The 23,906-nt window shown below is 55.7% G+C and carries 18 protein-coding genes and 4 tRNA genes; 3 read left to right on the forward strand and 19 right to left on the reverse strand.

Annotated elements, in window-relative coordinates:
* Positions 1–28 precede the first annotated feature (28 nt).
* The 18 genes from luxS to FA91_RS13790 form a co-directional block, all read right to left on the reverse strand.
* Positions 29–544 carry an S-ribosylhomocysteine lyase gene (luxS, locus tag FA91_RS13705; RefSeq protein ID WP_034916528.1) on the reverse strand — a complete coding sequence of 172 codons (516 nt, stop codon included), beginning with the start codon at positions 542–544 and terminating at the stop codon, positions 29–31.
* A 152-nt stretch (positions 545–696) separates the two neighbouring features.
* Complete coding sequence (gene gshA / locus FA91_RS13710) at positions 697–2,298, reverse strand: glutamate--cysteine ligase (protein ID WP_034919327.1); 1,602 nt, start codon at positions 2,296–2,298, stop codon at positions 697–699.
* Between the two features lie 175 nt (positions 2,299–2,473).
* Positions 2,474–3,046, reverse strand: a complete 573-nt coding sequence (yqaB, locus tag FA91_RS13715) for a fructose-1-phosphate/6-phosphogluconate phosphatase (RefSeq protein WP_034916530.1) — start codon at positions 3,044–3,046, stop codon at positions 2,474–2,476.
* Positions 3,047–3,400: 354 nt separating this feature from the next.
* Positions 3,401–3,477, reverse strand: a tRNA-Arg gene (locus FA91_RS13720).
* A gap of 149 nt (positions 3,478–3,626) precedes the next feature.
* A tRNA-Arg gene (locus FA91_RS13725) sits at positions 3,627–3,703 on the reverse strand.
* An 80-nt stretch (positions 3,704–3,783) separates the two neighbouring features.
* Positions 3,784–3,860: transfer RNA gene (locus FA91_RS13730), tRNA-Arg, on the reverse strand.
* Positions 3,861–3,863: 3 nt separating this feature from the next.
* A tRNA-Ser gene (locus FA91_RS13735) sits at positions 3,864–3,956 on the reverse strand.
* Positions 3,957–4,267: 311 nt separating this feature from the next.
* Positions 4,268–4,453, reverse strand: coding sequence for a carbon storage regulator CsrA (gene csrA, locus FA91_RS13740; protein WP_026112062.1), 186 nt, complete (start codon positions 4,451–4,453; stop codon positions 4,268–4,270).
* Positions 4,454–4,700: 247 nt separating this feature from the next.
* Positions 4,701–7,328 carry an alanine--tRNA ligase gene (alaS, locus tag FA91_RS13745; RefSeq protein WP_034916534.1) on the reverse strand — a complete coding sequence of 876 codons (2,628 nt, stop codon included), beginning with the start codon at positions 7,326–7,328 and terminating at the stop codon, positions 4,701–4,703.
* Positions 7,329–7,466: 138 nt separating this feature from the next.
* Positions 7,467–7,982, reverse strand: coding sequence for a regulatory protein RecX (locus FA91_RS13750; RefSeq protein ID WP_034916536.1), 516 nt, complete (start codon positions 7,980–7,982; stop codon positions 7,467–7,469).
* Between the two features lie 136 nt (positions 7,983–8,118).
* Positions 8,119–9,186: a recombinase RecA gene (gene recA, locus FA91_RS13755; RefSeq protein ID WP_034916538.1), complete on the reverse strand. Its 1,068-nt coding sequence runs from the start codon at positions 9,184–9,186 to the stop codon at positions 8,119–8,121.
* Between the two features lie 88 nt (positions 9,187–9,274).
* Positions 9,275–9,769 carry a nicotinamide-nucleotide amidase gene (gene pncC, locus FA91_RS13760; RefSeq protein ID WP_034916540.1) on the reverse strand — a complete coding sequence of 165 codons (495 nt, stop codon included), beginning with the start codon at positions 9,767–9,769 and terminating at the stop codon, positions 9,275–9,277.
* Positions 9,770–9,897: 128 nt separating this feature from the next.
* Positions 9,898–10,977 (reverse strand): lytic murein transglycosylase B, encoded by a 1,080-nt coding sequence (gene mltB / locus FA91_RS13765; protein WP_034916542.1) that lies wholly within the window; start codon positions 10,975–10,977, stop codon positions 9,898–9,900.
* Positions 10,978–11,169: 192 nt separating this feature from the next.
* The gene (narI, locus tag FA91_RS13770; protein ID WP_034916543.1) at positions 11,170–11,847 is read right to left on the reverse strand and encodes a respiratory nitrate reductase subunit gamma; all 678 of its coding nucleotides are present in this window, start codon (positions 11,845–11,847) and stop codon (positions 11,170–11,172) included.
* Between the two features lie 2 nt (positions 11,848–11,849).
* On the reverse strand, positions 11,850–12,572 hold the full coding sequence (gene narJ / locus FA91_RS13775; protein ID WP_034916544.1) for a nitrate reductase molybdenum cofactor assembly chaperone: 723 nt from the start codon (positions 12,570–12,572) through the stop codon (positions 11,850–11,852).
* Positions 12,569–14,113 (reverse strand): nitrate reductase subunit beta, encoded by a 1,545-nt coding sequence (gene narH, locus FA91_RS13780; protein WP_034916546.1) that lies wholly within the window; start codon positions 14,111–14,113, stop codon positions 12,569–12,571. Before narH ends, narJ begins: the two co-directional genes overlap by 4 nt.
* Complete coding sequence (locus FA91_RS13785; RefSeq protein ID WP_034916548.1) at positions 14,110–17,871, reverse strand: nitrate reductase subunit alpha; 3,762 nt, start codon at positions 17,869–17,871, stop codon at positions 14,110–14,112. Before FA91_RS13785 ends, narH begins: the two co-directional genes overlap by 4 nt.
* A 301-nt stretch (positions 17,872–18,172) precedes the next feature.
* Positions 18,173–19,567, reverse strand: a complete 1,395-nt coding sequence (locus tag FA91_RS13790; RefSeq protein WP_034916549.1) for a NarK family nitrate/nitrite MFS transporter — start codon at positions 19,565–19,567, stop codon at positions 18,173–18,175.
* Between the two features lie 373 nt (positions 19,568–19,940).
* On the opposite strand from FA91_RS13790, the gene narL reads away from it, so the two are divergent.
* From narL to dcuR, 3 genes are read left to right on the forward strand one after another with little or no spacing between them, the layout of a single operon-like run.
* On the forward strand, positions 19,941–20,543 hold the full coding sequence (narL, locus tag FA91_RS13795; protein ID WP_051937439.1) for a two-component system response regulator NarL: 603 nt from the start codon (positions 19,941–19,943) through the stop codon (positions 20,541–20,543).
* Between the two features lie 18 nt (positions 20,544–20,561).
* Positions 20,562–22,193 carry a sensor histidine kinase gene (locus FA91_RS13800; protein WP_034916553.1) on the forward strand — a complete coding sequence of 544 codons (1,632 nt, stop codon included), beginning with the start codon at positions 20,562–20,564 and terminating at the stop codon, positions 22,191–22,193.
* Positions 22,190–22,912, forward strand: coding sequence for a two-component system response regulator DcuR (gene dcuR / locus FA91_RS13805; protein ID WP_034916554.1), 723 nt, complete (start codon positions 22,190–22,192; stop codon positions 22,910–22,912). Before FA91_RS13800 ends, dcuR begins: the two co-directional genes overlap by 4 nt.
* Here the strand turns inward: dcuR and FA91_RS13810 are convergent.
* Positions 22,906–23,868, reverse strand: a complete 963-nt coding sequence (locus FA91_RS13810) for an FAD:protein FMN transferase (RefSeq protein ID WP_034916555.1) — start codon at positions 23,866–23,868, stop codon at positions 22,906–22,908. The genes dcuR and FA91_RS13810 overlap by 7 nt on opposite strands.
* Between the last annotated feature and the right edge of the window lie 38 nt (positions 23,869–23,906).

A 23,906-nucleotide genomic window follows, 5' to 3' on the forward strand; every position in this document is an offset into this window, starting at 1 on the left:
GCGAACGCGCCGCCCGCTGTGGCATCGACTAAATGTGCAGCTCTTGCAGTTTTTCCTGCGGTAGCGCCAGCTCATCGTTACGATTGACACGAATATCATTACCAATAATATGACGCGCGATATCCTGCGCTTCATCCAGCGAATGCATCTGATACGTACCGCACTGATACTCGTTCAGTTCCGGGATCTTGTTCTGATCGCTCACTTTCAACACGTCCTGCATGGCTTCTTTCCACGCTTTCGCCACGCGCGCTTCGTCAGGCGTGCCAATCAGGCTCATATAAAAGCCGGTGCGGCATCCCATTGGGGAAATATCAATAATTTCAACGCCGTCGCCGTTCAGGTGATTACGCATGAAGCCAGCAAACAGGTGCTCAAGCGTATGAATTCCCCGCTCAGGCATCACTTCTTTATTGGGTTTACAGAAGCGCAGGTCGAACACGGTCAGCGTGTCGCCATGAGGCGTTTTCATGGTCTTGGCAACGCGCACAGCAGGCGCTGCCATGATTGTATGATCAACGGTAAAGCTATCCAGCAATGGCATATGGTTACCTCAACTTAAGAATTTATTTGTACGTCGGTGAAACTTTTTCTGTGGTGGCCGGTCTGAATTAATGAAAGACGCGCATTTTGTTATCATCATCCCTGACAACACAGAGATGTTACTTGGGCCACAGTGACGTGGCCTTTTTCTTTTCAGCTTCGGCTCTTCAGAAAATCTTCAAAACTAAGCGTATCACTCTCTTCAATTTCCTGCTGATTAACCTTCGAGCGTACGGCTTCCTGCATGAGCTGTGATTCATTGAGGATCTCCAGCGATTCTTCCGTAAGCTGATGACGATATTGCTCCGCCAGCGCCAGGCCGGTTCCGCAGAGACCATGCTCTTTCATCTGCGCCAGAATGCGCGCCGAGTAGGTTAATTCCGGATCGTCAAACGAAGCGACCAGCCGATCGCACACGTCCTGATAGTGACGTTCGCCCTGCTGACCGTCGAGCGTTTCAGCCACGCGACGCAGATCCTTAAACAGCAGCTTGCCTGTATCTGCCAGCAGCGTCTGCGCTTCACCGCAGCCAACGCCCAGCAGCAGACCCGGCTTGCGCCCTTCCAGAATCACGCGGTTCCAGTTTGCGCGGGTACAGAGCAGTTCGTCGCTGCTCATCTCCGGCGCCTCCGCCAGCGCGCACCAAATCAGGAACAGATCGAGAAAACGAACCTGGTTGGCATCCACGCCCGTTGCTGAGAACGGGTTAATATCCAAAGAGCGCACTTCAATATACTCAATGCCGCCGCGCAGCAGCGCATCGGAAGGATTTTCGCCAGAGCGGGTGACGCGCTTAGGGCGAATTGGCGCATACAGTTCATTTTCAATCTGCAAAACGTTGGTATTAAGCTGGAGCCAGTTGCCCTGCGCATCTTTGGTTCCCATGCGGGCATACTCTTCCGACGGCGTTTTTATTGCCGCCTTCAGGGCTTCCACATAGCCCGCCAGGCTGTTAAAGGTGATCCCAAGGCCGCTTTGCGACTTGTTGGTGTAGCCCAGATCGCTCAGGCGCAGTGAGGTTGCCCACGGCAGATACAATGTGCCGTTTTCGGTGCGTTCGAAAGGCAGTCTGGTCTCTTTTCCCTGCAAAAAAGAGGAACAGATGGCAGGCGACGCACCAAATAAATAGGGAATAATCCAGCCGAACCGATAGTAGTTACGGATCAGGCGCAAATAGCCGTCTGAGATCGCTTCCTGACCGCTTTTTTCGTCTTCCACGCCGGCCCAGGCCTGCCAGAACGTTAGCGGAAGAGAAAAGTTATAATGCACGCCGGATATAACCTGCATCAGCGCGCCATAGCGATTCTTTAAGCCTTCGCGATAGAGCGTTTTCATCCGGCCGATATTCGATTTGCCGTATTGCGCCAGTTGAATAGTCGCGCTGTCTTCAATCATGCACGGCATACTCATTGGCCACATATACTCTTCGCCCAGCTCGCGCGCCGTGTGACGATGAATATCGCGTAAAAAAACCAGCAAACGATCGATATCGTCATTTACCGGCGTAATAAACTCCAGCAGCGTTTCAGCAAAATCGGTGGTGATCCACTTGTGCGTTAACGCAGAACCAAGAGATTCAGGGTGCCCGGTCGTGGCCAGATGGCCATCGGGTCTGACGCGCAGGGTTTCGCGCTCAATGCCGCGACCAATGCCTTTTAATGCGTCAGGATGCGCTTCCAGCCAGGATAGCGCTTGTGATACGTCCGGGATCAAATTGACCTCCCGCTCGGAGATTGATTTATTATTGTTAAGCATAATGTTAATCGCAGCGCCGATTATTCGCGAATCATTGCCGCTTTTCCATGCCATAAGTGTATCAGCCATTAAGCTGTTGCTGTGTTGTGCCATCGCTCCCGCCATCTGCGGCAGAGAGCGGGCAATGATAATATGAGTCAGAAAGCCGGGCGTGGTATGACGTGCGGTCTCCAGCCTAACGCAGGCGAACATCCACAAAATCCATCCCTGCCGCCTGCGCTGCCTGAATGCCGAAATCCGCGTCTTCAAAAACGATGCAGCGCTGCGGAGCAACATTCATCAGTTCGGCGCAGCGCAAAAACGTTTCAGGCTCTGGCTTGTGGTGGGTGACATCATCTGCGCCGACGATAGCGTCAAAGTAGTCGCGCAGGCCGAGATGTCTGAGCAACGCATCCGCCATGGCGTGTTCGCTACCTGTGCCTACAGCCATTGGCCTGCGGCCTTTATAGGCCTTGACCACATCAATTAACGGCAAAGGGCGCACAGAATCGCCATCAAGCAGCATCTCTTTTACCGTCGCCGTTTTTTCCGCAGCCAGCGCTTTCGGATCGAGATCGGATTGATAGCCAGCGATCAGTACCTGAGCGATGCGCCAGCTTGGCGAGCCGTTCAGGCCGATAATGGCGTTTTTATCAAACGCCATGCCATTGCGTCCTAAAACAATATGCCAGGCTTCACGATGCGTCGGTTCGGTATCGAGGATGGTGCCATCCATATCAAATATCAGGCCTTCATAGCCATCGTACATAGTCTACTCCACCCTTGATTCAGGAAACCGATACTTTAGCGCAAAGAGCGCCCGTTGTCGCGGTCAGCGGACTAGCGTAAATCCCTTGAAATACAAAGGTATTTTTATTATCAGAATTTGGCGACGGTTAAACCGCAGGCAAAAAGAGAAGGTTAAACATAAGAATGAGTGTTGAAAGGCGGCGGGCGTAAAAAAGAGGAGAAAGGTAACGGACCTGTTGCGACAGTAAATACAGGGCGCGTCCGGGAGATGATTGGGCTGAAGTGTCCGTTGCTGTGGCAACGTTATCCGCCTGAGCTGGCTGTATCATTAACGTCGTTGCCAGTCCGGTGGTGCTATTGGTATTACAAAACATGGTGCATCCGGGAGGATTCGAACCTCCGACCGCTCGGTTCGTAGCCGAGTACTCTATCCAGCTGAGCTACGGATGCATTGGAAATGCTGAAGGGGTAGTGCGTAAAAACCGGGAAAAAAAAACAGGATGGGCTGTGCCTTACCCTTGCGGGCCGTTGCTGAAGCAACGTTATTCTCCCTGCTGCTGGCTGTACTACAACCTCTTTGCCAGCCGCCTTGCAAAATATGGTGCATCCGGGAGGATTCGAACCTCCGACCGCTCGGTTCGTAGCCGAGTACTCTATCCAGCTGAGCTACGGATGCAGTGTAAATTCTGCGATGACGCCAGGTGCCGACTGCTCACCGTTGATACAGGCTGCTAACGCTGCATCGTACTAAAAATATGGTGCATCCGGGAGGATTCGAACCTCCGACCGCTCGGTTCGTAGCCGAGTACTCTATCCAGCTGAGCTACGGATGCAAATGGCGGTGAGGCGGGGATTCGAACCCCGGATGCAGCTTTTGACCGCATACTCCCTTAGCAGGGGAGCGCCTTCAGCCTCTCGGCCACCTCACCATACGCACTCTTACGAGCTGTGCCTCTGAACGTTTCTGCTCATCGGTACTGCGTGGCGCACATATTACTTTGGCGGACTTATAAGTCAAACAATTTTTCCCCTTACGTGTTTGATTGCACAATTCCCACGCAATCCGGATGTTTCAGCGACAAAAAGGGTGATTTATCAACAATGAGAGTTTCATCAACGTGCAGAAAAGTGGGTAAGAAAACGTGAGCAAAAAGGGAGGAAACAGCGAAAAGCGGGAAAATCGAAGGGTGCGGGACAAAACCGGTAGCGCCTCGCTAAAAACAGCGAGACGCCTGATCCGTTAGTAACTCGTTGGCTGAGTTTTTTCGGCCTGAATACGCTGATAAATTTCTTCACGATGGACCGATACTTCTTTAGGGGCGTTCACACCAATGCGAACCTGGTTCCCTTTAACTCCCAGCACCGTTACAGTCACCTCATCACCGATCATGAGGGTTTCACCAACTCGACGAGTTAGAATAAGCATTCTTTGCTCCTTGAAAGATTAAAAGAGTCGGGTTAACTGTCTCCCGGCATTATCCATCATATAACGCTAAATGTAGACTATGACAATTACATCACAACTGCACCATCATACTCATACATTCTGCTGATAGTTAGTTTAGCCGAAATACACACCGCCAACCTGACTTTATGTTTATAGAGGCGCATCAATACAAGAAACGCCGCGGAGAACGCTCCTGCGGCGCCTTCTGAGACGCATTTTTATAGTCTTACAGTTTTGTATCAACCCATGACGCAACGCTGGACAGGGCCGCAGGCAGCGCCTGCGCATCGGTTCCTCCGGCCTGAGCCATATCAGGACGGCCTCCGCCTTTACCCCCGACCTGACGGGCAAGTTCGCCCACCAGCTCGCCCGCTTTGACGCGATCGGTTAAGTCTTTTGTAACCCCGGCAATCAGTGAAACTTTTCCGTCTGCGACGGTTGCCAGCACAATAATGGCGGACTTCAACTGGTTTTTCAGTTCATCCACCATCGTGCGCAGCATTTTTGGTTCTACATTGGCAAGCTCGCTCACCAGCAGCTTCACGCCGCGAACGTCAACGGCCTTGCTGCTTAACGATGCGCTCTCCTGCGCCGCCTGCTGATCCTTCAACTGCTGTAGTTCTTTTTCCAGCCCGCGCACCTGCTCAAGCATGGCGCGGACTTTCTCATTCAGATTGCTGCTGTTCGCCTTGATCAGGTGCGCAATGTCCTGAAGCTGTTCGCTTTGCGCATAGATCTGCGTCAGTGCGCCTTCGCCGGTTACGGCTTCGATACGGCGTACGCCTGCCGCAGTACCTGACTCAGAAAGGATACGGAACAGGCCAATGTCGCCTGTGCGACTGGCATGCGTACCGCCGCACAGCTCGGTGGAAAAATCGCCCATCGTCAGCACGCGTACACGGTCGTCGTACTTTTCGCCAAACAGCGCCATTGCGCCCTGCGCCTTCGCGGTGTCGAGATCCATAATGGTGGTTTCAACAGGAAGGTTGCGACGGATCTGCGCGTTGACGATCTCTTCAACCTGACGAATTTCCTGTGGCTTCATCGCTTCAAAATGTGAGAAGTCGAAACGAAGATACTTGTCGTTAACCAGTGAGCCTTTCTGCGCCACATGATGGCCCAGCACCTGACGCAGCGCGGCGTGCAGCAGGTGCGTGGCGGAGTGGTTCAGACGAATGCGATCGCGGCGGGCCTGGTTGACCTCAGCGGCAAGCCGCTCGCCAACGCGAACATGGCCGGAGGTCAGGCTGCCAATATGCCCTATCGCCTGCCCGTATTTTTGCGTATCGGTGACGGCAAAGCTCGCCGTTTTGCTTTTCAGCTCGCCGGTATCACCGACCTGACCGCCTGACTCGCCGTAAAATGGCGTTTCATCAAGCACGATGACGCCTTCCTGACCGGCAGCGATTTCACTGGCCGCCTGGCCGTTAACGAAAATCGCCTTCACCGTCGCGTTCAGTTCAAGCTGCTCATAGCCTTTAAAGCCTGACGCCTGATCAATGCGGATCACATTATTGTAATCGGTGCCAAAACCGCTGGCGTCGCGCGCGCGCTGACGCTGCTGCTCCATTGCCTGCTCAAAACCTGCTTCATCGATTTTCAGATCCCGTTCGCGGCAGACATCCGCCGTCAAATCAACCGGGAAACCGAAGGTGTCATAAAGGCGGAAAACGGTTTCGCCGTCGAGCGTGTCGCCCTTCAGATTATTCAGTTCTTCATCCAGCAGCGCCAGTCCGCGCTCAAGCGTTCTGGCGAACTGCTCTTCTTCGGTTTTCAATACCTGCTCGACCTGAGACTGCTGCCGCGCCAGCTCTTCACCGGCGGCACCCATCACCTCAATCAGCGGCGCAACCAGCTTCCAGAAAAACGTACCTTGCGCGCCAAGCATGTTTCCATGTCGAACCGCGCGACGAATAATACGGCGCAGCACGTAACCACGGTTTTCGTTGGATGGAATCACGCCATCCGCCACCAGGAAGGCGCAGGAGCGGATATGATCGGCAATGACGCGCAGCGATTTACTGGTCAAATCCGTTGCACCGGTGACGGCAGCAACAGACGCAATCAGCTTCTGAAAGAGATCGATTTCGTAGTTGGAATTAACATGTTGCAGTACTGCCGTAATACGCTCCAGCCCCATACCGGTATCAACAGAAGGCTTGGGCAGCGGCAGCATCGTGCCGTCGGATTGACGGTTGAACTGCATAAAGACGATATTCCAGATCTCAATATAGCGATCGCCGTCCTCTTCCGGACTGCCCGGAGGGCCGCCCCAGATGTGCTCGCCGTGATCGTAAAAAATTTCGGAGCATGGGCCGCACGGACCGGTGTCTCCCATCTGCCAGAAGTTATCGGAAGCGTAAGCGCTGCCTTTGTTGTCGCCGATGCGAATAATGCGCTCGCGCGGCACGCCGACTTCGTTTGCCCAGATATCAAACGCTTCATCATCGGTTTCATAAACCGTCACCCACAGTTTTTCTGCGGGCAGGTTGAACCACTGCGCACCGGTCAGCAGTTCCCACGCAAAGCCAATCGCTTCGCGCTTGAAATAGTCGCCGAAGCTGAAGTTACCCAGCATTTCGAAGAAGGTATGATGACGCGCGGTATAGCCGACATTCTCCAAATCGTTGTGCTTGCCGCCTGCGCGCACGCAGCGCTGCGAGGTGGTCGCGCGCGTGTAGTTGCGCTTGTCGCCGCCGAGGAAAACGTCTTTAAACTGGTTCATCCCTGCGTTGGTGAACAGCAGCGTCGGGTCATTGGTCGGGACAAGGGAGCTACTCGCTACAACCTGATGTCCTTTACTATGAAAAAAGTCGAGAAACGTCTGGCGAATCTCCGCCGTGCTCTTGCTCATAATTATCCTGGAATCTCGCTAACGGACGTCTCGTGCGTTTACTCCACCGGCAGAAAAGTGCTCCCTGCGGCGACACACGAACAAAAAGTGGTGAATAAGATAAATTTTCTTCAGTGGGAAGTAAAATCCCAATGGCGGTCATTCGTCAAAATTTGAGAAAATCTCGCGAATATCTTCAGAAAAGAAGCCCTTGCTCATTAAATAACGCTGCACTTTTGCTTTTTCTTTCCACTCCGTGGGGAAAGGCAGGCCGAACTTACGTTCCGCCACCTCAAAAGCGCGTTTTGCCCAGTCGATGTCTGCTTCATTAAGCGCCTGGTCGGCCAGCGCTTTATCCACCCCTTTTTGACCCAGCTCCATACGAATGCGCTGCGGCCCGTAACCTTTGCGGCTACGGCTGACCACGAACCGCCCGGTAAATCTCGCATCGTCCAGATAGTGATTTTCATAGCACCAGGCAACAACGCGCTCAAGCAGTTCTGGTGAGAGCGGTTCTGGTTCGCGCGACTGCGTTTTCGCAAAGGTGGCGGCGCGTTCAGCCGATAGCGACAGCTTGCGCCGAAGCTCTGCCTCGCTGTGATCACGCATAGCGAGAATACGTATCGCCCTGTCAAGAAAGCGCGAAAACTGGCTACGTTCAGTGATGTCTGACATTCAACTCCCTGCGTTTATGCTGCAAGCAGATTAAGGGTAGCGGGAAGAGATAAAAGAAGGAATAAAAAAAGAGCGGCTTTCAGGCCGCTCTGTCGTGTTAGTGCATTCATCGGCCGATAGTCTACGACCTGCGAACTCAGAAGTTTTCGTCAGCTTCGCTGGGTTCGTGAGCTTCCGCTTCAGTTGGGGTGAAATCGGGTTTGCTGTCTGCGCTGTTCAGCAGCGTAGCACGTAATTTGGTATCGATTTCGTTCGCAATCGCCGGATTTTCCTTCAGGAAATTACCGGCATTGGCTTTACCCTGACCGATTTTGTCGCCGTTGTAACTGTACCAGGCACCCGCTTTTTCAATCAGCTTATGCTTCACGCCCAGGTCGACCAGTTCACCGTAAATATTGATGCCCTCGCCGTACATAATCTGGAACTCGGCCTGCTTAAACGGCGCCGCGACTTTGTTTTTCACGACTTTGACGCGGGTTTCACTACCAACCACTTCGTCGCCTTCTTTGATCGCACCGATGCGGCGGATATCCAGGCGGACGGAGGCATAAAACTTCAGCGCGTTACCGCCGGTCGTTGTTTCCGGGTTACCAAACATAACGCCAATTTTCATACGGATCTGGTTGATGAAGATCAGCAGCGTGCCGGAGTTCTTAAGGTTACCCGCCAGTTTACGCATCGCCTGACTCATCATACGTGCCGCCAGGCCCATATGTGAATCACCGATCTCACCTTCAATTTCCGCTTTCGGCGTCAGCGCTGCAACGGAGTCGACGATAATAACGTCCACCGCACCGGAACGCGCCAGCGCGTCACAAATCTCCAGCGCCTGCTCACCCGTATCAGGCTGAGAGCAAAGCAGGTTATCAATATCCACGCCCAGTTTCTTGGCGTAGACCGGATCCAGCGCATGCTCGGCATCGATAAACGCACAGGTTTTGCCTTTGCGCTGCGCTGAAGCGATGACCTGCAACGTCAGCGTCGTTTTACCGGATGATTCCGGGCCGTAGATTTCGACAATACGCCCCATTGGCAGGCCGCCAGCGCCCAGCGCGATATCCAGAGAGAGCGAGCCGGTGGAGATAGTTTCCACATCCATGGTACGGTCTTCACCCAGACGCATGATAGAGCCTTTACCAAATTGCTTTTCAATCTGGCCCAGCGCTGCTGCCAGTGCTTTTTGCTTGTTTTCATCAATAGCCATTTCAACTCCTAATCAGGCGGGTAAAGCGTTCGCGGCTTTATTCGGTTAACTGAAAGCAATTATACTGTATAGCCATACAGTATCAAGTTTATTTTTTAAGAAAAAGGTCACGCAGCCTCAGGAGCGCGCAGGCCGTGGCCTGACGGCGAACCGATTCGCGGTCACCGGTGAAAATTTTGCACATGGCCTGCGTTGGCGATGTCTTGCAGGCGAAGCCAAACCAGACCGTGCCAACCGGTTTTTCCGCTGAACCACCTTCCGGCCCGGCGATACCGCTGACCGAAACGGCAAAGTGCGCATTTGCTTTTTGCCGCGCGCCTTCCGCCATTTCCCGCACCACCTGTTCGCTGACGGCGCCATAAGCCTCAAGCGAAGCCGTCGCGACGTTAACCAGTTCCTGTTTGGCGTCGTTGCTGTAGGTCACGAAGCCGCGCTCAAACCAGCCTGAGCTGCCGGGAACGTCGGTAAGCACTTTAGCAATCCAACCGCCGGTACAGGACTCCGCCGTGGTGACGGTCGCCCCGCCAGCTTGCAGAAGCGTGCCAATTTCAGTGCTGAGCTGCATGAGTTCTGCATCTGTCATGGGTGTTCCTTATTTCTTCAGGTAGGGCGGCCAAGCCTATCACCTTTCGCCGTCGGATCACGCTACAGGCAGCTGTTTTGCGAGCCTTTTCCCAATATCGCCCTTCATAAAGCGGTCAGGCGAACACCTTATAAACTGTCTTTCGCTTCACGTACCGCCAGCCCCAACTGCCAGACGGCCATCGCATAGTGGTTGCTGTGATTATAGCGGGTTATGGCATAGAAGTTCGGCAGCCCGAACCAGTACTGATAGTCAGTGCCCATATCGAAACGCAGCAGGCTGACCTGCTGGTCGCCAGCCAGTTTCACCTGCGGCGTAAAGCCTTCTGATGCCAGCGAAGCAACGGTGTAGCGCGTTTTAAAACCGGTTTCGCGCGTGGTGGCGAAGCCAGTCACCGGCACCGCGACCGTGCCGTTTTTCTGCCAGCCGTGCGCGTTAAAGTAGTGGGCCACGCTGCCAATCGCATCAACCGGATCCCACAGGTTAATGTGACCATCGCCGTTAAAATCAACCGCATAGCTTTTGAAAGAGGACGGCATAAACTGCCCGTAGCCCATGGCGCCCGCGTAGGAGCCGCGAAGATCGAGCGGATCGTCGCCCTCTTCCCTCGCCATCAGCAGGAAAGTTTCCAGTTCGGCACTGAAGAAGTCGGCGCGGCGCGGGTAGTTAAAGGCCAGCGTGGCAAGCGCGTCGATAATGCGCGTTTTGCCCATCACCCGTCCCCAACGGGTTTCCACGCCAATAATGCCGACAATGATTTCAGGCGGTACGCCGTAGATCTGATAAGCGCGCTGGAGAGCATCCTGATACTGATTCCAGAACGCTACGCCGTTTTGCACGTTTGAAGGCGTGATGAATTTACTGCGGTAGCGTATCCAGGCACCGTTCGGGCCGATCGGCCCCTGAACGACGGGCGCCTGCCTGTCCATCAGCCGGATCACCCAGTCGAGGTTTTTGGCCTGTGCAAGCACGTCGTGGAGCTGCTGGCGCTGAAAGCCATGCTCGCGCACCATCTTATCGATGAACTGCTCCGTCGAGGAGTTGTTGGCAAAATCGCCCGTCAGAGGGTGGTAATCGTGAGTAGGTTCAAGCTGAAAGCCGCCGCCAAACGGATTGCCCTGCGGCTCAACGGCCTGAGGCGGCTGAGGCTTGCTGCTACAGGCGGCAAGCATCAGCACGGCGGGAAAAATGAAAGCCAGATAGCGCATTGAATATCTCTGATGCGATGCGAAAAAGTAGTCGTCATGTTAATTGATTGAATAAGCAGAAGGAACGGGACACAGAAGATATTAGTGATTTTCGTTACTTTTTAACGCGCCGCAGCGTCAGAGAGAAACTTACAGAGGATAAGAACGGAAAAGGCCGGATTTCTCCGGCCTCAGGCTTACTGTTTCTGACCGCTAGCGACGATTACGCACCAGTTGATAGCGACGCGTAAGATACTCCACCGGCGCGCTCCAGATATGCACCAGGCGGCAGAACGGGAAGAGCAGGAACAGCGTCATGCCCAGTACCATATGCACGCGGTAAATCAGCGCCACGCCCTCAAGGTGCGCGGAAGCGCCGCCCTGGAAGGTGACCACCGCCTGCGCCCATCCCACCAGCTTCATCATTTCGCTACCGTCCATATGGTGGGCGGAGAAAGGAATGGTTAACAGCCCGAGGAGTGCCTGCGTCACCAACAGCACCATGATCAGAATGTCTCCGACGCTGCTGGTTGCCCGCACGCGTGGATTGGTCAGACGGCGCTTGAGCAGCAGCAGCCCGCCCGCCAGCGTCATCAGCCCGCACACGCCGCCGGCAATCATCGCCAGCTTCTGCTTCACGTCGATCGGCAGGAAAGATTCGTACATCCAGTGCGGCGTCAGCAGGCCGACGAGGTGACCAAAAAAGATACCGATGATGCCGATATGAAACAGGTTCGACGCCAGCCGCATCCCTTTTTTGTCCAGCATCTGGCTGGAGCCGGCGCGCCAGCTGTACTGACCGTAGTCGTAGCGTAACCAGCTACCGATCAGGAACACCGATCCCGCGATGTAAGGATAGATATCGAAGAATAAGCGAGAGAGAAATTGCATAATTAGTTTCCTGTAGATCGCGTTGTGGCCTGTGCCACGTCGAGATACTGTGGCGCAACCGCCCCGGCAAAGCGGCGCTGATGCGCGGCCTGCTGAGCAGATGCGCAGCCCTGTTCGCCAAGGAACTTAACCTGTTCCTCTTCCCAAACGGCATCCAGCGCCGCCGGCGTGTCGTCGCGGGCCTCTTTCGCCACCTGCGGTTGCAGGCTGGCGGCGTCCACGTCGGCGCCGGAGAGCGACACCAGCGCATCGAACAGCCCGGCGTACGGGCTTTGACGCTGCTGCAACCGGGCCGCTAACAGCGCGAGGATCGGCGCAATATCCTGCAATCCGCCGCGTGCGCGGTCAGCGCTGCCGCTGGAGAGGTACTCCAGATAGAGCGGCAGAAAGTCCGGCAGCTCTTTAGAATCAAGCTCCAGGCCATCTTCCCGATACTGATTGAGCAGATCGACCATCGCCTGTCCGCGATCGCGTGATTCACCGTGGACGTGCTCAAACAGCAAAAGCGACGTGGCGCGTCCACGATCGAACAGCTCGCAGTATTCCGCCTGCACGTCCAGCAGCGGACGTGCGCAAAACGTGTTGATAAAAGCAATCAGGCGGGCACAGTGCCGCGTCTCGAGCTCGCTGGCGGACGCCAGCGCGGCGATCAGTTCCCGGTGATTGTCGAACAACGCCCGATCGGGATAGTCGAGCAGCCGTGCGATAACGCGAAGTGCGATCATGACGCATCCTCCTGACGCGGAGTTCTGACCGTCACGTCGATAGCATCGATACGGCGGCTGTTGAACAGGTTGAACGTTGAATCACTGCCGCGACAGCCGTCGCCGAAACTGAAGCCACAGCTTTTGCTTTCCGGGAAGGCTTCACGCGCCAGTTCACGATGGCTTGACGGCACCACGAAGCGATCCTCGTAGTTGGCAATGGCGAGATAACGATACATCTCCTGCGCCTGTGCTTCGCTCAATCCCACCTGCTCCAGCGCGGTGGTATCCACTTTGCCGTCAACGGTTTCGGCGCGTTTGTAGTGACGCATCGCCAGCATGCGCTTCAGCGCCAGCAGTACCGGCGCGGTATCGCCCGCGGTCAACAGGTTTGCCAGATACTGCACAGGAATGCGCAGGCTTTCGACGTCGGGCAGCACGCCGGTGTGCGCCAGCGCGCCCGCATCCGCCGCAGACTGAATCGGCGACAATGGCGGCACGTACCACACCATCGGTAGCGTGCGGTATTCCGGGTGCAGCGGCAGCGCCAGCTTCCAGTCCATCGCCATTTTGTAAACCGGCGAACGCTGCGCGGCGTCAATGACGCTTTGCGGCACGCCGTCTTTCAACGCCTGCTCAATTACCGCCGGATCGTTGGGATCGAGGAAGATGTCCATCTGGCTCTGATAGAGATCTTTTTCGTTTTCTGTCGATGCCGCCGCTTCAATGCGGTCGGCGTCATAGAGCAGCACGCCGAGGTAGCGAATGCGACCGACGCAGGTTTCTGAGCAGACGGTAGGCTGGCCCGCTTCGATGCGCGGGTAGCAGAAGATGCACTTCTCAGATTTACCGCTCTTCCAGTTAAAGTAGATTTTTTTGTACGGACAGCCGGTCAGGCACATCCGCCAGCCACGGCATTTGTCCTGATCGATCAGCACGATGCCGTCTTCGCCGCGTTTGTAAATCGCGCCGCTCGGACAGGTCGCCACGCACGCCGGGTTGAGACAGTGCTCACACAGGCGCGGCAGGTACATCATGAAAGTGTTCTCGAACTGGCCGTACATCTCTTTCTGGATGTTGTCGAAGTTCTTATCCTTCGAACGTTTTTCGAACTCGCCGCCCAGAATCTCTTCCCAGTTCGGCCCGTTCTCAATTTTCTTCATCCGCTGGCCGGTGATCAGCGAGCGCGGACGCGCAATCGGCTGATGCTTGCCTTCCGGCGCGTTGTGCAGATTCTGATAGTCGTAGTCAAACGGCTCGTAGTAGTCATCCAGCGCGGGAACGTCCGGGTTGGCGAATATTTTTGCCAGCAGGCCGACGCGGCCGCCCATGCGCGGTTCCAGCTTGCCGTTGATTTTACGGATCCAGCCGCCCTTCCACTTCTCCTGATCCTCCCAGGCGTGGGGATACCCGACGCCGGGTTTACTTTCGACGTTATTGAACCAGGCGTACTCCATGCCTTCACGGCTGGTCCAGACGTTTTTACAGGTAACCGAACAGGTATGGCATCCGATGCATTTGTCCAGGTTCAGCACCATGCCGACTTGCGAACGAATTTTCATTGGTTTTTCTCCTGCTGGCTGCCCTGGCAATCGTCGGTGCCTTCGCCGTCTAACCAGTTAATGTTATTCATTTTTCTTACCACCACGAACTCATCGCGGTTAGAACCGACGGTGCCGTAATAGTTAAAGCCGTAAGAGAGCTGTGCGTAGCCGCCGATCATGTGGGTTGGCTTCGGACAGGTGCGCGTCACCGAGTTATGGATACCGCCGCGCTGGCTGGTAATTTCCGAACCGGGAATGTTCACGATGCGTTCCTGCGCGTGGTACATCATGGTCATACCGGCCGGCACGCGCTGGCTGACCACGGCGCGCGCGGTTAATGCGCCATTGGCGTTAAAGACCTCGATCCAGTCGTTATCAACGATGCCCAGTTCACGCGCGTCGTCTTCACTCATCCACACAATCGGGCCGCCGCGCGACAGCGTCAGCATCAGCAGGTTGTCGCTGTAGGTGGAGTGAATGCCCCATTTCTGGTGCGGCGTCAGGAAGTTGAGCGCCTTCTCCGGGTTGCCGTTCGGTTTTTTGTTCAGCAGCGGTTTGGCCGCGCGGGTATCAATCGGCGGACGATAAACCAGCAGGCTTTCGCCAAAGGCACGCATCCACTCATGATCCTGATAAAGCTGCTGACGGCCGCTCAGCGTACGCCACGGGATCAGCTCATGAACGTTGGTGTAGCAGGCGTTATAGGAGACGTGCTCATCTTCCAGGCCTGACCAGGTCGGGCTGGAGATGATTTTGCGCGGCTGCGCCTGGATATCGCGGAAGCGAATTTTCTCGTCTTCTTTGTTCAGGGCCAGGTGCGTATGGTCGCGTCCGGTAATGTCGCTCAGCGCCTGCCAGGCCTTAACGGCGACCTGACCATTGGTTTCCGGCGCCAGCGCCAGAATGACCTCGGCGGCGTCGATAGCGCTCTCAATTTTTGGCCGACCGGCTGCCGGACCTTCCGCTTTGGTGTAGTTAAGCTGTCCGAGGAAATCGACCTCTTTCTGGGTGTTCCAGCTGATGCCTTTACCGCCGTTGCCCAGTTTGTCCATCAGCGGGCCAAGCGAGGTGAAGCGATCCCAGGTGGCCGGGTAGTCGCGCTCAACCGCGATAATATGCGGCGCCGTTTTGCCCGGAATCAGTTCACATTCGCCTTTTTTCCAGTCTTTCACGTCGAAAGGCTGGCCCAGTTCGGCAGGCGAATCGTGCTGAATCGGCAGCGTAACGACGTCGGTTTCCACGCCAAGGTGGCCCACGCACAGTTCAGAGAACGATTTGGCAATGCCTTTGTAAATTTCCCAGTCGCTTTTGGACTCCCAGGCGGGATCGACAGCGGCTGAGAGCGGATGAATAAACGGATGCATATCCGAGGTATTCATGTCGTCTTTTTCATACCAGGTTGCCGTTGGCAGCACGATATCGGAGTAGAGACAGGTGCTGGACATGCGGAAATCAAGCGTCACCACCAGATCCAGCTTGCCTTCGCCGCCCTGGTCGAGCCACTCAACCTCTTCCGGCTTCATGTCGCCCTGCTGGCCAAGATCTTTACCCTGAATGCCGTTCTCCGTGCCCAGCAGGTACTTCAGCATGTACTCATGCCCTTTACCCGAAGAGCCGAGCAGGTTGGAGCGCCAGACGAACAGGTTACGCGGGAAGTTTTGCGGGTCGTCCGGCTGTTCGGCGGCAAAGCGCAGCGAGCCCTGCTTCAGGCTCTCCACCGTAAAATCAACCGGCGACTGGCCTGCGGCCTTCGCCTGCGCGGCGAGATGGAGCGGATTCACGTTCAGCTGTGGCGCAGAAGGCAGCCAGCCCATCCGTTCGGAACGTACGTTAAAGTCGATCAGGCTGCCGCTGAAGCGGGATTTGTCCGCCAGCGGAGAAAGCAGGTCGGCCGGTGACGTTTTTTCGTAGCGCCACTGACTTGAGTGGTTATAGAAAAAGGACGTGCCGTTCATGTGACGCGGCGGACGCTGCCAGTCAAGCGCGAACGCCAGCGGCGTCCAGCCGGTTTGCGGACGCAGTTTTTCCTGACCAACGTAGTGCGCCCAGCCGCCGCCGCTCTGGCCGACGCAGCCGCAGAAGATCAGCATATTGATCAGGCCGCGATAGTTCATGTCCATGTGGTACCAGTGGTTCATACCGGCACCGACGATGATCATCGAGCGACCACGGGTTTTTTCGGCGTTTTCTGCAAATTCACGCGCAATGCGGATGATGTTCTGACGCGATACGCCGGTGATCTGCTCCGCCCACGCCGGGCTGTAGGCTTTCACATCGTCATAGCTGCTGGCGCTGTTGGCATCGTCCAGACCGCGCTCCAGGCCGTAGTTGGCCAGCGTCAGATCGTAAACGCTGGTGACCAGCGCTTCGCTGCCGTCGGCCAGTTGCAGGCGTTTTGCCGGCAGCTTGTGCAACAGGATCTCTTCCAGCGCTACGTTGGTGAAGTTTTCATTAACGATGCCGCCGAAATACGGGAAGCCAACCTCAGCCACCTCGTCGTGGCTGCCGAGCAGGCTGAGCTGAAGCTCAACATCCTGCTGCGTCTGGCCGTCGCGCTGCTCCAGATTCCACTTCCCTTTCTCGCCCCAGCGATAACCGATTGACCCCTGCGGCGCGACCAGTTCGCCATTTTGCTGATTAATGGCGATCGTTTTCCACTCGGGGTTGTTTTCCTGGCCCAGCCCGTCAACAAGATCGCTGGCGCGCAGCATGCGGCCTGCGGCGTAGTGACCGCCTTCACGCGGTTCCAGCAGAACCAGCATCGGCATGTCGGTATAGCGGCGGACGTAGTCGGCGAAGTAGCTCACCTCACGACTCAGGTGGAACTCTTTCAGAATCACGTGGCCCATCGCCAGCGCCATGGCGGCATCGGTGCCCTGTTTTGGATTCAGCCACTGATCGCACAGCTTGGCGACTTCAGAGTAGTCCGGGGTCACGGCGACAGTTTTGGTGCCTTTATAGCGTACTTCAGTGAAAAAATGCGCGTCTGGCGTACGGGTCTGCGGCACGTTAGAGCCCCAGGCCATAATATAAGAGGAGTTGTACCAGTCGGCGGATTCCGGCACGTCGGTCTGCTCGCCCCAGGTCATTGGCGAGGCAGGTGGCAGGTCGCAATACCAGTCGTAGAAACTCAGGCAGGTGCCGCCGATCAGCGAGAGATAGCGCGCGCCGGACGCATAAGAGACCATCGACATCGCCGGGATCGGCGAGAAACCCACGATGCGATCCGGGCCGAAGGTTTTTGCCGTATAAATGTTGGACGCGGCGATCAGTTCGTTGATCTCCTGCCAGCTTGAGCGAACAAAGCCGCCGCGACCGCGCGCGACTTTATAGCTTTTCGATTTTTCAGCATCGCTGACGATAGAACCCCACGCCTCAACCGGATCGCTGTGCAGCGCTTTTGCTTCACGCCACAGTTTGATCAGACGCTTACGCATCAATGGATATTTCAGGCGGTTCGCGCTGTAGAGATACCATGAATAACTGGCGCCGCGCGGGCAGCCGCGCGGTTCATGGTTCGGCAGGTCAGGACGGGTACGCGGATAGTCGGTCTGCTGGGTTTCCCAGGTGACCAGGCCGTTTTTAACGTAGATTTTCCAGCTACAGGAACCGGTGCAGTTAACGCCATGCGTCGAGCGCACGATTTTATCGTGCTGCCAGCGGCTGCGGTAGCCATCCTCCCAGTCGCGGTTGGTATTCAGTGTCTGGCCGTGATTGCCAGAAAAAGGTGTCGCACCCTGTTTAAAGTAGCGAAACCGTTCGAGAAACTTGCTCATCCGGAGTTCTCCTGAAGGCTCTGTTGTTATAAGTGAAGCCTGGTGACATTGCTTAATCTGTGCGCAAGCGTACTGACGCCTGTACCGGTGCAGATTGACGGCGATCAACTGTTGCGGGTTGTAAAACCGAGGGATTTAGTCGGATTACCACTTCAGTGGTATAAAGCCAATCGACAATAACCACATGAAAAATAAGTGAAAAAATCAGCATTCATTGTGGGTTTCCGCTTATCACTCCTCACCCGGTTATTTAGGGGTAGAAGCCGATCGGCACGCTTTTCGCTGCCGATCGGTTTATCAATCAGCGGGTCTTTTTACGGCCATAGGCCAGCCAGGTGATCGCCACGCAGAGCAGGTAGAAGGCCAGGAACACCTTCATCGCATCGGCAGGCGAGCCGGTTAACGCCAGCGACATACCAAAGGTCTGCGGAATAAAGAAACCGCCGAGCGCGCCGATGGCAGAGATAAAGCCCAGCGCCGCAGAGGTTTCCGTCACGGCTTCATGCTGCGCGGTTTTGTCGCTGCCGCCGGCGGCTTTAACCCGCTCGATCGTCTGCTTACGGAAGATCGCCGCAATCATCTGGAAGGTTGAACCGCTGCCCAAACCGGCGTTAATGAACAGCACCATGAAGACGCTGTAGAAGGCGATAAATGAGCCAGGCTGGCCCTCGCCCGGCAGCGTGGTGAACAGCAGCGCGGTGAAGATCGCCATCACGATGAAGTTGAGCAGCGTCACGCGCACGCCGCCGAAGCGGTCAGAGAGCATGCCGCCTGCCGAACGCGCCAGCGCGCCGAGTAGCGGGCCGAAAAACGCATAGCGAAGAATGACCACGTCAGGAAACTGCGTTTTGGAGAGCATGGCGAACCCGGCGGCGAAGCCGATAAACGAGCCGAACGTTGCCAGATAGAGCACCGCCATGATCCACAGGTGAACCCGCGTCAATACGGGCAACTGCTCACGCAGGGAGGATTTCGCCGCAGAGAGATCGTTCATGCCGAACCAGGCGGCCAGCGTAGCCACAATCAGAAACGGCACCCAGATCCACGCCGCGTTTTCCAGCCAGATCGCCTCGCCGTCGCCAATATCCTGCGATGTACCACCGAAAAAGCCGAATACAGCAAAGGAGATAGCCAGCGGCGCAAAGAACTGCATTACGCTGACGCCAAGGTTGCCCAGACCGCCGTTGATGCCAAGCGCGCCGCCCTGCTTCTCTTTAGGAAAGAAGAAGCTGATGTTGCCCATGCTTGACGCAAAGTTCGCACCGGCAAAACCACACAGCAGTGCGATGATGACGAAGGTCTGGAACGAGGTGCCGGTATCCTGTACGGCAAAACCCAGCCACAGGCAGGGAATAAGCAGAATACCGGTGCTGAACGCGGTCCAACGGCGGCCGCCGAAAACCGGGATCACAAAAGAGTAAGGCACGCGTAACAGCGCGCCGGAAACGGCAGGCAACGCGGTCAGCAGAAAAAGCTGATCGGTGGTAAAGGTGAAACCGACTCTGGAAAGGTTAACCGCAACGGCACTGAACAGCATCCAGACGCAGAACGAAAGCAGCAGACAAAATACGGAGATCCATAAGTTGCGACGGGCAATACGTTTGCCGCGATGCTGCCAGAAGTCGGCATCTTCAGGCTGCCAGTCGGTCAGCACCGCGCCATTTTCAGGGCGTCGGGAGGGAGCAAGTTGTGACATAATCTTCTCATGAGTAAGGGAGTATTTGCCCACATCCTGCTTATCGCGTCCTGCACGCAGGTTGATGTAAATCAACGCGCTTGCAGGTAATTTTGCCGTGGTTTATGCCAGTTAACACCTGATAGGTAGAGGGTAATGATCGAGGATAGTGATGACTTTCATAACCTTACTAACGTCATTGCTTTTTCCGGAACCGCTCTCCCCTTTCAAATGAAATTAATGATTAACCCTTTAGTGGTATAGGGTTGGCTGCCGTTATGCGTAAAATAACGCCTCTTACTTTTTCCCCGCCCGGCTCGCCGTGGCACAGACCTGACGGAGAGCCGCCGTGAAAGAAGATGCCGCTACCATCTTACTGATTGACGATCACCCTATGCTGCGCAACGGCGTCAAGCAGCTGATTGGGCTGGACGATCGCCTGGAGGTGATTGGCGAAGCCAGCACCGGCGAACAGGGCGTCGCGCTGGCGGAAGAGCACGATCCCGATCTGATCCTGCTTGATTTGAACATGCCGGGAATGAACGGTCTGGACACCCTGTTGCAACTGCGTATGCTTGAGCTTTCCGGCCGTATCGTGGTGTTCAGCGTCTCTAATCATGAAGACGATGTGGTGAACGCGCTCAAACGTGGCGCGGATGGCTATCTGTTAAAGGATATGGAGCCGGAAGAGCTGCTAAAATCGCTGCATCAGGCCGCTGCCGGACAGATGGTGCTGAGCGAGACGCTGACCAACGTGCTGATTGCCAGCCTGCGGGAAAACCGTCCGGCTGAAGAGCGCGATATTGAGCAGTTGACCCGACGCGAGCGCGATATTCTTAAGCTTATCGCTCAGGGCATGACCAACAAGGCGATTGCGCGCCGCCTGTCGATCACGGAAAGCACGGTCAAAGTACACGTTAAACACATGTTGAAGAAAATGAAGCTTAAATCCCGCGTGGAAGCTGCGGTGTGGGCGTTGCAGAGCGGAAACGATTAACGGTCTTGCGGAGGCCAAATGGGCGAGACAGAGCAGTCATGGACGGTGCGCAAGCGCCCGATGAAACTCAGCACCAGCGTTTTTTTAATGGTCAGCTCGGTAATTATTTTAGTGCTGCTGAGCGTCCATTTACTCTACTTCTTTCAGGTCAGCGACATTGCTCGCGACAGCGTAAAAGATAAGGCGCTGGCGGTGGCGCGCACGCTGGCCACGTCCACTGAAATCCAGCGCGCGCTCACGCGGCCCCCGTCTGACAATATCATCCAGCCTGTCGCCACCGCGGTGCAAAAAAACAACAATCTGCTGTTTGTGGTGGTCACCAGCATGGACGGCATTCGCTATTCGCATCCCAATCAGCGTGCTATCAACCAGCATTTCATCGGTGATGATATTGATGCGGCGCTGAAGGGAAAAGAGAATGTCGCCATCAACCAGGGCATGCTGGACAAAGCGCTGCGCGTCTTTACGCCGGTTTATAATGCGCAGCGTCAGCAGATTGGCGTGATCGCCATCGGCATTTCACTGAGTAAAGTCACCCAGCAGATCAACCATACGCGCTGGAGTATCCTCTGGACGGCGCTGTTCGGCGCGATCGTGGGCGCGCTGGGTACGGTTTGTCTGGTGAAGATCCTGAAGCGCATTCTCTTCGGGCTGGAGCCCTACGAAATATCCACGCTGTTTGAGCAGCGCCAGGCGATGCTGGAATCAATTAAAGAAGGCGTGATCGCCGTTGACGATCGCGGCCACGTCACGCTGGTGAATCATCAGGCGCGGCGACTGTTTGAAAGCATGGACGATGACGACAGCGTCGGCATCATGCAGCGACGCGCCTCCGGCCCGCTACTGGATAACCTTTGCGACGTGCTGCGCACCGGTAAGCCACGGCGGGATGAAGAGATCAGTTTCAACGGCAGGCTGCTGCTCAGTAACACCGTGCCGGTGCGCAGCAACGGGCTGCTGCTGGGCGCGATTTGCACCTTCAGGGACAAAACGGAAATCAGCCAGTTGATGCAGCGCCTGAGCGGCATGGTGAATTACGTTGATGCCCTGCGCGAGCACTCCCACGAGTTTATGAACAAGCTGCACGTCATCCTGGGTTTACTGCATTTACAAAGCTATGAGAAACTGGAAGAGTACATTCTCAAAACCGCCAATAATTACCAGACGGAAACGGGATCGCTGCTTCAGCGCATTAAGTCGCCGGTCATCGCCGGTTTTCTGCTGAGCAAGATCAATCGCGCATCGGATAACGGGCTGCGGCTGCTCTTCAGTGACGACAGTTTTCTGCCTGACAGCGGCAATGAGCAGCAGGTTACCGGGCTTATCACGATCCTGGGCAACCTGATTGAAAATGCGTTTGATGCGCTCGGCCAGCAGCCGGACGGGGAAGTCAGCGTGCTGCTGCACTACCAAAACGGCTGGCTGTCCTGCGAAGTGAGCGACGACGGCCCCGGTATTCCGGAGGAAAATCTGGAAGCGATATTTGAAAAAGGGTTCTCATCGAAGGGAGAGCTGCGCGGCGTAGGGCTGTTCCTTACCCACCAGCAGATTCAAAACCTTGGCGGTAAAATTATGGTCGAATCTGAACCGGGCATTTATACCCAGTTCTTTGTGCAACTCCCCTGGGATGGAGGTAACGTAAGCGGATGATTAATGTGTTAGTGGTCGATGATGATGCCATGGTTGCCGAGCTGAATCGCTGCTATGTGGAGCAGATTTCGGGCTTTACCTGCTGCGGCACCGCCTCGACGCTACAGCAGGCAAAAGATATCGTGCTGAACGGTCAGCGAAGCGTCGATCTGATCCTGCTTGATGTCTATATGCAACAGGATAGCGGGCTGGACCTGCTGCCTGCGCTGCGCAATGCGCGTCGCGCTGTCGACGTTATCATCATCTCTTCTGCGGCAGACGCCGCAACCATCCAGCAGTCGCTGCACTATGGCGTGGTGGACTATCTGATTAAGCCGTTTCAGTTTTCCCGGTTTGAAGAGGCGCTCACCGGCTGGCGTCATAAGAGATCGCTGACGGAAGGCCAGCAGTATTTCGAGCAGGCCGACCTCGACGCGCTTTTACACGGCGCGCCCGTGCAAAGCAGCGCGGATTCCCAGCGGCTACCAAAAGGACTGACGCCGCAAACGCTGCGCACGCTGTGCCAGTGGATTGATGCGCATCCGGGCAGCGAGTTCTCAACGGATGAGCTGGCGGCGGCGGTAAACATCTCGCGCGTTTCCTGCCGGAAGTACCTGATCTGGCTGGCGAAATGCAATATTCTTTCCACCAACCTGCACTATGGACTGACGGGGCGGCCGGTGTATCGCTATCGCCTACAGGCGGAATATCAGGATCTGCTCAGGCAGTTTTGTCAGTAAACGCTCAGGCTGTAGTGGTTGTCGAGTTGAGTAAAGGTAAACTGCCGGGGCGAAGAGAAAACAATCCTGCCGTCTTTGGTAACAAAGATGGCTTCAATGTGCGGAACGTCAGCGAGATAAGCCAGGCCCTTCTCCACGCCCAGCCCGTAAATCAATGTGGTCCAGATATCGCCATCAAGCGAACGGTCGGAAACGATGGTCACGCTGTCGAGTTCGTTATCAAGCGGATAGCCGGTTTGCGGATCAAGAATGTGATGATAGCGACGTCCGTCATGCTCAAAGTAGCGTTCGTAGGTGCCGGACGTCACCACGGATTTGTTGTTAACGCGAATGATACCAAGCAGCGCGTCGTTGTCGTTGAAGGGCTTTTTCAAACCCACCGCCCATCCTTCGCCGCCCGCATCACCAAGCGTCTGCACGTTGCCGCCCAGGTTGATTAACGCGCTGGCGACCTGCTGCTGCGCCAGATACTTCCGCACCAGATCGGCGATATAACCCTTGGCGATGGCACCCAGATCGATCTCCATACCCGCCTGCTGAAGAAAAACCGACTGCGCATCGTCGTCGAGCACCACCTGATGCGGGTCGGTCAACGCCAGCAGCGCGATGATCTCGTCAGCGGGAGGAACCGTACTGCCCTGAAAACCGATTTTCCAGCGTTTCACCAGCGGGCCAATCGTGAAGTTAAAGCAGCTGCCCGGCAGTACGCTCACCTGCCGGGCCTGTTTGATCAAGGCAAAGACGGCAGGCGAGACGCGGACGGGATGCCGACCGGCGGCATGGTTAACCGCCATGACTTCGGAGTGAGCCCGGTTAACCGTTAACAGATCTTCCTGCTGCTTGATCAGACGAAAAACGCGCGCCGCGAGCTTTTCATCATGTTCAAACAGCTTAAGAAGGACAGGCGATCCCATCAGTACGGCGGAATAAGCATAAACGCCCTGCTCTGCGGTCATGATGCTTCTCAATCAGTTAAAGCGTCGGGCCCGAGGGC

The sequence above is a fragment of the Erwinia sp. 9145 genome (assembly GCF_000745075.1).
GTDB lineage: Bacteria > Pseudomonadota > Gammaproteobacteria > Enterobacterales > Enterobacteriaceae > Erwinia > Erwinia oleae.